Here is an 11,483-nt window from a genome sequence, read left to right as displayed (position 1 = left end):
TTCACTGTCCGCTCGCCACAATGGAACTGATGCGCACCTGACCGTCTCGAACGGTGGTGGTGAAGATCTGCTGCCATGACGTCTGTGAGCCATCGGGACGGCGCTCGTCCACGGTGACACTCCAGCGATCGGCGACATTCATGCGAGCCACGCTCACACAGTGCTGCGTACCGGCCGGAACCTGCGCGATGGCATCGCGAGTGGCCTGCTCCGGCGCGGCGAGCGCATCCGGGGTGAGTAGGGCCCGCACCACCGCGGCATCGCGCTGCACGTACCAGGCGTGCTCCAGGCGCAGAATGACACCGGGACCCGTGGTGAGATCACCCAGACCGGAACCACTCACCTGATCCGGCGTATTGGTCTCGCGGCACCAGGACTGCGATCCCGGCCGATCCACCACGGGCGTCACCGACTCGGTCACCGGCACAGCGGCGGGCGCGGCCGTGGACTCCTCGGGCTTGAACTGGAACCACAGCGCGGCGGCCAGCACGGCGAACGCCACCACCGCGACACCGCTCAGCGCGATCCGATCCCGAATCACCTTGTGCCTGCGCGTAATCGCGGCCCGCTCGCGAGCAGCACTGACCAGCGGCGCCATCGGATCCTCGGCGGCCAGATACAACTCCGCGGACGTGCGCGCGCGAGCTTCGCCGTGCGCATCCGGCGCATGACCCGCATCGAGCCATTGCGCCCAGCCCGCAGCTGGATCCGGAGCCGAGTCCGCCTGCGGACCCTCGGGATTCGGCGGCAGAGCCGGCATCGGTGGTCTCGCCGCCGTGACATCCTTCTCTTCGATCACGGCGTCACCCTCTTCGTTCGTGTCAGACACCCGGGGCAGGCTGGATGGAAGCCAGGAAGGCTTCCGGTGTCAGGACGGGCATTTGGGCCACGGCGGAGCGCAGCGAATCAACGGTGGTCACTGCTTGATCGACCACCTGCGCCACCTGAACGGCAGCCTGGTCCACGGCGGTATTGACCTGCTGGACCACCGGGGCGACGGCCTGGACCACGGGTTCGGCGATCTCGACGGGGACGTAGTCGGGGACTACGGGAGCGGCTATGACGGGGGCCGAGACCGGTTGCACGGCAGGCTCGACGGGGGCTGCGACCTCGACCAGGGCAGGATCAGCGGGTGGGGGCTGGGTCGCATCTCCGCCACCAAGCGCGCCACCGGCGAGGGCGGCGAGTGTGCCACCGACGATCACCCCGGACATGCCCACGAGTGCTCCGCCGCCGATGCATCCCGCGATACCGCCGATTACCGCACCCGCAGGTGCGCCGACACCTGCTGTCGGCACTCCGCCGATCAGGCCACCAGCGACAGCTCCCACAGCCGCGCCGACGCCGCAACCAACCGGGGCCAGAGCCATCGTGCCAACTGCCGCCGCACCACTACCGAGTAGTGCTCCAACAGTGCTCGTCGCGGCCAGACGATCGGATTCTTGTTGCGAAAAGCCAAGGCGATCATATGTGGCAGCGATCTGCCACTCGGCCATATCGAGGTATGCCTGAGCCTTGTTTCGCGACTTCAAATCAACGAAGTCCGGCAACTGCACGGTATTCGTCCCGACCCGCAATTGATGCGGATCCGACGGCAGAACCGCAGCCTGATCATTAGGCGCGACCGTCGCCTCCTCAGGCGCAGACTCTTCCTGAGTCTCCGGCTGCACGAGGGTATCGATATTCGGCCGAGTCTGCTGCTGCGGCCGAGGACGATTCGGCGGCGCGACGGGCGGATCCGGAATCCAATCCGCCGGACTGGGCGCGGTATTCACCGCGGGCGGCTCAGGCGTCGTACTCAGCCCGGGCTGTCCTTCACCGGGCACGGCCAGCCCCGGTTGCCCAGGTGCCGCCGCGGCAACTCCCTGGCTCGCTACCAGCAGCATCGGCAGAACCGACCATGCGAGCGAGGTACGTGTAGCGCTCATCTCTACCCCATTCCCCATACGGTCAACACTGGACTCCCCGGCCCGAATCCCCCTGACGGCCAGGCTGTATGCCCGTGACCGACCCCATCGCAGATGATCCCCCGACCCGTGTCACTGTGACCCATGCCGAAACCCCACCACCGTGCGATGATCATGTTCCGGGTTCGATCCTACTCGTAACCACGCTCGCCACAACCGGATACGGGACAGTCGGAACCAATTCTTCCTACTAATCGATCCGACGGCCGTATGATCCCCGTCAACCCCCGTAAGAACCGTGCGCCCCAACATGTCTCGAACAGGCACCGGTTCGCGGAAGGAATTCGCATGTGCGCCAAGTCAGCACACTCCCGGCAATCGCTCGCGCGGCCATCGGCCACCCGGCTCCGCCGCCTCGCAGCGCTACCGATCCTGGCGGCCACCCTGCTCCTCACCGCCTGTGGCAGCGACGGTCCTTCCGGCACGACTCCCACGACCGAAGCCCCGGATCCCTCGCGCCCGCCGGCCGACATCCACTGGGAGTCGTACCAGGGCATTCAACTTCCCATCGGCGCCGACGGCCCCAAGAATCTCGGCACCGCCGCCACGGGCTACACCCACTCGCCCCAGGGGGCAGCGCTGGCCGCCATCAATCACAACGTGCGGCTCTCGCTCGCGCCGGACACCACGTGGCCGCAGATAGCATCGCAGTCCCTCATCCCCGGGCCCGCCAAGGACAACTGGGTTCTCTCGCGCTCGCAGATCTCCATCACGTCGGCCGCCAACCCGGCGCTTGCGCCTCGCATCACGGCATACAAGATCAACAACTATTCGGCGGAGCGGGCGGATCTCACCGTGTATTCCACGTATCCGGATGCTTCCATCACTTCGGCCGAGCAGGTGGTGTTGTGGGTGTCCGAGGACTGGCGGTTGTTGTTGCCGGATCCGGTGGCGAAGGTTCCTACTGTGCACTCGATTTCGGTGATTCCGGAGGGGGTTGTCACCTTGCCTGTTGTGGGGTGAGGGGTTTCGGGGACCGGGGGAGGGGTGGTTCCGCGGGGTGATTATCGGAGCGTTGGGGGGCTGGCTGGGTTGACGAACGACTGGATAACGAGAACCAGCGTGGACCGGTCAGGGGGTCGAGCTGCGGTTCCGGCCCCCTCGGGGAGAGCAGCCTGGATAACGAGAACCAGCGGGGTGCAGATGGGGAGGCCGGGCTGCGGTTCCAGCCCTCCCGGGGCAAAGCAGCCTGGATAACGGAATACCAGCGGGGACCGGTTCGGAGCCTCGACGGCGGTACCGGCCCTACCGGGCTGATAAGAGGGATCTACCACCGGCGGGGGTACAAGCTAGCCTCGAATCGATTACCGCTCACCACGATCACCCTCTAAGGCAGTACCAGCATTCAGCGATGACGGATCTTTGTCTGTAAGTCTCGAGAGGGTTCCCACGGCCATCCAGCCAGGCTGGCAGGGCGAACAGGCTCCCAACGGGGGAGCCGAGGTCGGGTACGGCTGGCGAGGTAACCAGCACTGCCGCGTTGTTCGTGCTTGTTCTCCCGAACCCCGCTGGAAGCCGGAGGGTGGGTTTGGGTTGGGGCTACGTCGGCCACTGGAGTGAACACCGATGCCGTGGAGCCGCACCCGCTGCACGGGCGGGAAGGCCGGGCAGGGCCACAGGTGCGCGCGAGCCCCTGCGGCATCGAAAGCCGAGGAGGCAATGGGCGGAAGCGCTTGGCGCACAGGGGGTCCGGATCGGTACCGGCGGCGATGCCGCTAGCAGAGTCGCCGCGCAGGGATACCCGGCACTCGGGGGTGGTGACGCAAGTTCACACGAGGTCTGCGAGCGGGGTCGATATGGGGTGGCGGGATCCATCCGGTCTTGCCCGGATTATCCGAATCCTGGCCCATAACGACAGTTCCCCACCCGTTCGGGCCGGTGTTGACCTGGGCGTGGCATGAATCGCAGGCGAAGGTCAGGTTCTCGATGTCGGTATCGCCGCCATCGGCCCATTCCTTGATGTGGTGCACGGCCGATCGGCTCGCCGGCGCGTCGCATCCGGGGCGGGTGCAACCCCGCTCGGTCGCGGTCAACGCCAATCGCTGCGCCGGGTTGGCCAAGCGCTGACCACGAGACAGATGCAACGGGCGGCCATCCGAGTCGGCCACCAGCAGGTATCGGGTGCTGTTCGTGGCGACCTCGAGGGCTTCGGTGATCGACATCGTGCCACCGGTCGCGGTCGTTGCGATCCCGATGCGGCGTTCGAGATCCTCGATACTCATCGTGACGATGGTCGAGACCGGCAGCCCGCGATGCGATCCCAGCCTCGACGGCCCCATATCCGGGCGCAGGAAAGTGAGCAGCGCATCGTGATTGCGTTGGGCGGCGGTGCGGTGATCACGCTTGGCTGCCGCACGCACCTTCGCGCGTGCGGCAGCCCGAGCTCGTTCGGCCGGAGTCAACGACGCGTCGTCTACCTCGGTGCCATCGTCGATGGTGTCGCCGTCGTCGAGTTCGGTATCGATGCCGAGTTCAGCGGTGGTCCACGGGCTTTCGGGGTCATCGGGGTTACACATGCCGGGTCGGCCGAGCTTCTCGATCACCGGGATGAACACCGCACCCAGTTGCGGGGTCAGCAATCCCGAGATCGGGTACATGCCATCGATCCGCTGGTTCCCGATCGTGATACCCCGCACCCGCTGGCGGTCCTTGGCTTCGACCAGGCGGCCATCGGGGTCGGTGTAGGCCAGGACTCGAACCCCGAGGGTGGTCACACCCTTCGGGTCACCCTGGCGGGCGTACGCGGTCAGGTGTTGTTCGGCGAGGTCTTTGGCTTCCACGCCCGCGGCATCGGGGATCCGCGCGAGTACATCCTTGATCGCCTTGATGTGGTCGGCGGAAATGTCCCCGGCCCGTTGCGCTTCGGCTACACGCGGCAACACCGGCGGCCGGTGGAACGAGCCTTCCTGCACGGTCGAGAGCAGGTCGGCGTTTCGAACCCGAGCGGCGGCTTCCTGGTGTGAAAGCCGCAGTGTCTCCTGCAGGAACAGGATCGGGCTCTTCACCCCGGCCCGTGCGGGCAGCCCCCGCGCTCCGGATTCGAGCGCACACTGCTGCTTGACCACGTCGAGTTTCCGGAAACTGGTTTCGAGTTCCTGCATGAACTCGATGAACTCGTCATCGGACAACGGAAACATCGGTGATTCGAGCAGGCCTTCCACCGCGGCAGCGAATGCGTGTGCACTCTGCGCGATAGCGGATTCCCTTCCCGAATTCATACCCCCATTCTACCTCTTCATAGCAACCATGAATAGCCCAATTCAATTGTGATACAACAATATTCAGACCAAACGATGATTCGGACACCGATCCTCCTCCTTCGCAAATCCGACCCCGCCGGCCATTAATTCCTGGCCCTCACCGCCCCGAACTCCTAAAGTCGCGCGGTGGTCGCACCCGAGAACAATGATCCCCCCGCCCAGGACCCCGCCGAACTCCTCCGAGCGGCTCCCGACACCCTGCTGGGCATGATCCAGCGCGGTCGCGGAGCCTCCAGAGCTCGAGCCCGCTCGAACCGGCAAGCCGCAGCCACCCACGTTGTCGACTGCATAGTCCACGACCCCCGTTGGGATCACCAGGTCGAGTCCCGAGCGTGGCTGTACGCGACGCTCGTAACGGATCTCGGCATCGACCTCGCGGATTTACGCCCCGCCTATTCCTCCCCGCACGACCCGCGCGGCGACTCCGATGCCTGGATCGTCACCGGCGTCTTCGAATGCCTGGCGCAGCGCGGGATTCCCGGTGCGATAACCGAATTGCGCCGCTACCTCGCCACGGGACGCGATCCACACGTGGCCATGGGGCATCTCCTGCCCTTCGTGGATCATCCCGAAGCCGAAGGACTCCACGACGACCTTCTCGCCATCGTCGATGACGAAGAACTGACATACCTGCTGCGTTCGTCATGGCAATTCCCCGATCTGTCCGCGCATCCGTGGCTGACCTGGCGGCAGTCGAGTCCGCGCACGGAACGCGCCGCTCTTGCCGTGGAACGCGAACAGGCCGAGAGCAAGCGCGACCGGCCGGGAGCCGCGGCGCGAAACGTGAGGCTCCGGGATCGGGCGGTGCGTTTCGCGGTCGAGGCCGGGTATCTGACAGCCGCCGAAGCCCGGTCGCTCGGCGACGAACGATGGACGAGGTTCCTGCTGGACATCGCGTCCGTGCGGCTCACCGACCGGGAACTGCCGCGCGAGGTTCGAATCTGGTTGCGCAGGCAGTTCCGGGAGCTCCGATCGCCCGATGCGCTCACTTGGGCTCGAACAAGCCTTTCCCCCGGCGGCGATCAGCACGACGACGCGCTGTCCATGCTGGCGAGAATCGGTGAGAGCACCGACGCGCCAATGCTGTTCGACCATATGATCTCCGCCGCCGCGGCCGGTGACGAGGGCATCGGGGACCTGTGCGACATAGTCCCGGCCCTCGGCCGGCTGACCTACGCACCCGCGAGATCGCCGATCGAGGAGATCTTCGTCAGCACGCCCTATTCGTATCTGCGTGAGCGTTGCGCGGGGGCATTGAGCACGCTGGCGGCGGACTTCCCCGTGCGGTATGCGATCGAATGCCTGGACGACTGCGAGTCCGGCACCCGAGAGATCGGCATCGCACACGCCGATCTCTCGAATCCCGAAGTCCACGAACGCATCAAATCCATCGCCACTGACGCCTCTGAGGAGCTCGAGACCAGGCGAGCGGCCGTCACCCGTATCGAGCGGGACGTCTGACCCGAGGGGCGGTCGGAGCTCACGGCCGCCCCGGCATCACATGTCCCAGGGTGCCTGCGGCAGTACCGCTCCGGTCTCGAGCAGTGACTTGAGGTTGGCCAGCACGGCGGGCCAGCCGGACGAAATGCCCTGCAGCATTTCCTCGTTCGGCAGATTCTCGTGGGTGACGGTGAGCCGGACTATGTCCCGGTGCGGCTCGATCAGGAACGTCACCACCGACGGATCGCGATCCTCCTCCAGGGAATCCTCGAACGTGACGACCAGGCGCTTGGGGGGATCGGTTTCGAGCACCTTGCCGATCACGTCGATCTTGCCGGTGCCGTCGACGCGGCGATGCTCCCAGGTCGAACCCTGTTGCCAGTCGGACACATTCGCGTGTCCCCAGTACTGGGCGGTGAGGTCCGCGTCGGTCAGCGCCTTCCAGACCTGCTCGGCGCTGGCGCGAATGTAGGTGACGTACACGTAGTTGGCTACGGCCGTGGTCATGGCGTACTCCTCTGCCTGATTCTTGATACCGCGGATCACGTCCAGCCGGGGCTGGTCGAAGACGGAGATCCACCGCATCTCGATGTCGTGGATCGGTGCCGGATTGATGTAGTGCACCCGCTCCCGCCCGCGCCGCAGCACGGTGACGAGCCCGGCGGCCACCAGGATGTCCACGTGCTGCGTCAGGGACTGCCGAGCCATGTCCACGCGCTCGCAAAGCTCACGCAGCGTCTGCCCGTTCTGCTCCCGCAGCCGGTCGAGCACCAGCCTCCGGGTGGGGTCCGCCAACGCCTTGAAAACCATGTCCATGTCGGGTTCGGGTTGCACCCGAAAATAATGCAGGTGTTTACCTGCATATGTCAACACCTCGGAGCATAACCACAGCTGACAGGCGCGCGCGAGAGTCCGCCGCCGTGCCCACCCGCTTGCTCCGAGGGTCGATTCGCTGCCGTCGACCCGCCCCCACGCGACCGCATCCCGAGCCGACGGGAACTCACATCGCGTCGCCCACCCACCGCCGGGGCCACACCGCTATCGGCCCGGTAGGGCTGGAACCGCGACCCACGTTCTCGGCCGGGCAACGCTGGTTCTCGTTATCCAGTCGTTCCGGAACTCAGCCACCTCCCAACGCTCCGATTCCCCGAAAGCCGGGAAAGCCCACCCGACGCCCGACAATGTCGATCCGACGGCTGGGAACGCTGACCCGACGGTCGGGCACCGAAGATCCTCCCTACCCCGCCCGATCCAACTCCGGTGCCATAGCGACCCGCCAGAACTCCGCATACCGCCCACCCCCACACACGAGCTCATCGTGACTCCCCGCCTCCACGACCCTCCCGCCGTCGAGAAACACGATGTGATCGGCGCTGCGCACCGTGCGCAGCCGATGCGCGACAACCACCACGGTGCGCCCCGTCATCAGCCGATCCACGCCCGCGTGCACGGCCCCCTCGTTCATCGGATCCAGCGCCGAAGTCACCTCGTCCAGCAGCACGATCGGCGTGTCCTTCAACAGCGCCCGCGCGATCGAAACACGCTGCCGCTCACCACCGGACAGCAGCGACCCGCCCTCACCCACCTGCGTATTCCACCCATCGGCCAGCCGCTCGATCACCTCGTCGAGCTGCGCCGCACTCGCCGCCGCTCGTACCTCGGCCTCCGTCGCCCCGGGCCGCCCGAGCCGGATGTTCTCCGCGATCGTTCCGTCGAACAGGTACACGTCCTGGAAGACGATCGCGATCCGCGACATCAGGTCGTCCGTGCTCATCGAGCGGACATCCACCCCGCCGATCCGCACCGCGCCGCCGTCCACGTCGTAGAACCGCGCGAGTAGTTGCAGCAGTGTGCTTTTGCCCGACCCGGACGGGCCGACGATCGCGAGCCGGGTACCCATGGGAACGGTGAGCGACAGGTCGCGGACCACCGGCCGCCCACCGCGCCGGAAGGTCACCGCGTCGAACTCCACGTCATGACCGGCAGGACTGAGCGGGGTGCGCGGTTCCGGGAGCGGTTCGGTGCGCAGCACCGCGTCGATCTTCGTCAGCACCGCGCGACCGGAACGGAGCTGGCTCCCGATGTCCGAGAGCGACAGCAGTGGATCCGCGCTGCGGGCCGCCAGCACCAGGATCGCGAGAACCTCTGCCGCGCCGATGCTTCCGCCCACCGCCAGATACGCGCCGAGGGCCAGGAGTGCGGTGAAGACCGCCTGCACCGTGAGCGCCGAGCCCAGCAGGCCGGGTACCGCCGCGCGAATGGAGTTCCGGCTCGCCCGTGCCACCTCGCTCAGGGCGTCGTCGAGCAACCCGAACCGTTCGGCGGTGCGCCCGCCCGCGCGCAACACCGGTTGTGCGCGAAGGTATTCGATGACCCGCGCGGTGGCCTCCCGGTCGCGCTCGTCGCGGTCGGCGTCGGTGGCCGCCATCGCCCGGCCGGTCCGGATCTGGATCAGCACCACGACCGGTGCGGCCAGCAGTGCCGCCAGGCCCAGCTGCCACTGGTAGGCGAGCATGACCAGCACGATGGTCAGCGGTGTCACGCAGGCGGACAGGAACGGTCCCAGGATGTGCGCGATGACGCCCATCGACTGCAGCACCCCGGCGCCGGCCAGCTCGGACACCTCACCCACGCGGCGCGCGGTGAACCAGCCGATGGGCAGACGCGCCAGGTGATCTCCGAGCCGGTGGTAGACCCCGTGCAGTAGCGCGGTGCCGACCCGGAAGCCGGCCAGGTCGCTGCGGTACCGCAGGATCGCGTACACCACGACCGCGAGGGCGAAGGCGATCAGCCAGGGGCGTCCGTCCTCGGGACTGTCGCCGAACAGCGCGCGCAGCAGGGGGACCAGGAACGCGTACGAGAGGCCCTCGGCGACGGCGGTGGCCGTCATCAGCGCCAGGGTGCGCCGCAGCGGCGCCGCGTAGTCGTGGCCGAGCAGGTGCAGGAGCATGCGGATCATCGCGGGTCGCCTTCCCGGCTGTCGTCGTTCGGTCCGTGGTCGGGCACGGCCGGTTCCATAACGTGGTCGCGGAGTGGTCGATCCCGCCGGGCGTGTGCGCCGTGAAGTTCGGCGAATCTGCCCGAACCGGTGCGCAATTCGGCCGGACGACCCTGTTCGACGACCACGCCGTTCTCCAGCACCACCACGGCGTCCGCGTCGGCGATGGTCTCCAGCCGGTGTGCGATGACGAGAATCGTCCGGTCGGCGGCGAGACCGGCCAGTGCCCGTCGCACCGCGCGCTCGGTCAGGGGATCGGCGAACGAGGTCGCCTCGTCCAGCACGAGCACGGGCGTATCGGCGAGCAGGGCGCGGGCGAGGGAAATCCGTTGCGCCTCACCGCCGGACAGGTCCGCATCCGCACCCAGCACGGTCTCGTATCCCTGCGGGAGTTCGAGGATTCGATCGTGGATGTCGGCCAGCCTGGCCACCCGCACCACGTCGTCGAGGGCGGCGTGCGGCGCGGCCAGCGCGATGTTGTCCGCGACCGAGGCGCGCAGCAGCCGCACGTCCTGGAAGACGAACGACACCCGCCGGTACAGTTCCCGGCTGCTCAGCTCGCGCAAATCCACCCCGCCCAGCAGGACCGCGCCGTGCGTGGGATCGAAGAAGCGCGGCAAAAGCTGTACCAGCGTGGACTTTCCGCTGCCGGAGGGTCCGACGAGCGCGGTCACGGTGCCGGGTTCTAGGGTCAGGTCGATGCCGCGCAGGACTTCCGGACCGTCGCCGTACCCGAATCGCACGTTCCGCAGCTCCACGCGATGTCCCTGCGGCACAACGGGTCGCGCGGGTTCGGGAAGCTCGGGGGTACCCAGCACATCCCGGATTCGGCCGAGTGCGCGCCGGGCGGCCTGCAGGTCGTCGAGGCCGTGCCCGAGTGCCGCCACCGGCGCGGTCAGGCCGAGTCCGAGCAGCAGGAACGGCAGCAGATCGGCGGGCGCCAGGGTGCCGCCGGTGATGAACGCCGAACCGCCGATCAGCACGACCAACAGCACGAACGGCGGCGACAATGCCAGCTGCATGCCGGCGGCGATCAGGGACATGCCGAAGACCCAGCTGCGCAGGGTGTCGGTGAAGTCGTCCGCGGCCGTCAGGAACGTGCGGTGGGCGCGCGAACCGCCGCCGAAGGCTTTGACCACCGCGATACCCTGCACGAATTCCACTGCGGCAGAAGTTATCCGGCTCATGGCCGCATCCATCTCGTGTTCCAGGCGCCGGCGGTTCGGCGTCATCATCAACGGCACCAGGGCCAGGGCGAGCACGACGGGAATCAGGGTGATGAGGGTCAGCCGCCAGTCGATGGCGGCGAGGTAGATCAGCGACACCAGCGGGACGACGAACGCGGAGACCAGTTCGCCGGGCGCGTGGGCGATCAGCGGATGCGTGGCGCTGACGTCCTGTCCCACCATCTTCGCCAGTTCGCCGGTCCGCCTGCGCGCGAACCAGCCGATCGGCACCCGGCCCAGCCGATCGGCGAGCCGCCTGCGCAGGTCCAGCTGCACCCGGCTGTCCAGCAGATGCCCGATGCCCGCGGACGCGGCGGTGCACACCAGCCGCACGAGCAGCCCGGCGGCGCCGGCCAGCACGATCAGCCGGACGTGCCCGTGGTCGATGGGCCCGGCGGACAGCAGCGTCCGGCCGAGCTCGACCACGGCCAGCAGCGGTGCGAGACCGGCGACCGCGCCGAGCACCTGGAGCGCCAGCACCGCGGCGAAGCGCCATCGATACGGCGCGAGCAGCCGGATCATGTGCGGCGGCGGGGGATCGGGTGGTGTGACCCGGGCTGTCGGCCGAGCCTGTTCGGTGGTGGTCATCGCG

At 67.5% G+C, this 11,483-nt stretch carries 8 protein-coding genes; 2 read left to right on the top strand and 6 right to left on the bottom strand.

The features are described from left to right. Position 1: 1 nt before the first annotated feature. Complete coding sequence (locus ACFVBH_RS06560; protein WP_379000369.1) at positions 2 to 829, bottom strand: hypothetical protein; 828 nt, start codon at positions 827 to 829, stop codon at positions 2 to 4. After that, entirely contained in the window at positions 822 to 1,886 is a 1,065-nt protein-coding gene (locus ACFVBH_RS06555; RefSeq protein ID WP_379000367.1) for a hypothetical protein, read from the bottom strand. Before ACFVBH_RS06555 ends, ACFVBH_RS06560 begins: the two co-directional genes overlap by 8 nt. 291 nt (positions 1,887 to 2,177) lie before the next feature. Here ACFVBH_RS06555 and ACFVBH_RS06550 point away from each other — a divergent pair, with 291 nt between their 5' ends. Next, positions 2,178 to 2,930, top strand: coding sequence for a hypothetical protein (locus ACFVBH_RS06550; protein ID WP_379000364.1), 753 nt, complete (start codon positions 2,178 to 2,180; stop codon positions 2,928 to 2,930). Between the two features lie 752 nt (positions 2,931 to 3,682). Here the strand turns inward: ACFVBH_RS06550 and ACFVBH_RS06545 are convergent. Beyond that, complete coding sequence (locus tag ACFVBH_RS06545; protein WP_379000361.1) at positions 3,683 to 5,185, bottom strand: DUF222 domain-containing protein; 1,503 nt, start codon at positions 5,183 to 5,185, stop codon at positions 3,683 to 3,685. A 168-nt stretch (positions 5,186 to 5,353) separates the two neighbouring features. Here ACFVBH_RS06545 and ACFVBH_RS06540 point away from each other — a divergent pair, with 168 nt between their 5' ends. Beyond that, on the top strand, positions 5,354 to 6,688 hold the full coding sequence (locus tag ACFVBH_RS06540) for a hypothetical protein (RefSeq protein WP_379000359.1): 1,335 nt from the start codon (positions 5,354 to 5,356) through the stop codon (positions 6,686 to 6,688). A 36-nt stretch (positions 6,689 to 6,724) separates the two neighbouring features. Here the strand turns inward: ACFVBH_RS06540 and ACFVBH_RS06535 are convergent, their stop codons facing one another. The 3 genes from ACFVBH_RS06535 to ACFVBH_RS06525 all read right to left on the bottom strand — a co-directional run bounded on the left by ACFVBH_RS06535 (position 6,725) and on the right by ACFVBH_RS06525 (position 11,479). Further along, positions 6,725 to 7,477 (bottom strand): metalloregulator ArsR/SmtB family transcription factor, encoded by a 753-nt coding sequence (locus ACFVBH_RS06535; protein WP_354984236.1) that lies wholly within the window; start codon positions 7,475 to 7,477, stop codon positions 6,725 to 6,727. A 427-nt stretch (positions 7,478 to 7,904) separates the two neighbouring features. Then, the gene (locus tag ACFVBH_RS06530; RefSeq protein WP_379000357.1) at positions 7,905 to 9,626 is read right to left on the bottom strand and encodes an ABC transporter ATP-binding protein; all 1,722 of its coding nucleotides are present in this window, start codon (positions 9,624 to 9,626) and stop codon (positions 7,905 to 7,907) included. Further along, positions 9,623 to 11,479: an ABC transporter ATP-binding protein gene (locus ACFVBH_RS06525; RefSeq protein ID WP_379000355.1), complete on the bottom strand. Its 1,857-nt coding sequence runs from the start codon at positions 11,477 to 11,479 to the stop codon at positions 9,623 to 9,625. Before ACFVBH_RS06525 ends, ACFVBH_RS06530 begins: the two co-directional genes overlap by 4 nt. Positions 11,480 to 11,483 lie beyond the last annotated feature (4 nt).

Source organism: Nocardia sp. NPDC057668 (assembly GCF_042799795.1).
In the GTDB taxonomy this organism is placed as follows: Bacteria; Actinomycetota; Actinomycetes; order Mycobacteriales; family Mycobacteriaceae; genus Nocardia.
The sequence above is the reverse complement of the archived record's forward strand: the minus strand, read 5'-3'. Positions and strand labels throughout refer to the sequence as shown.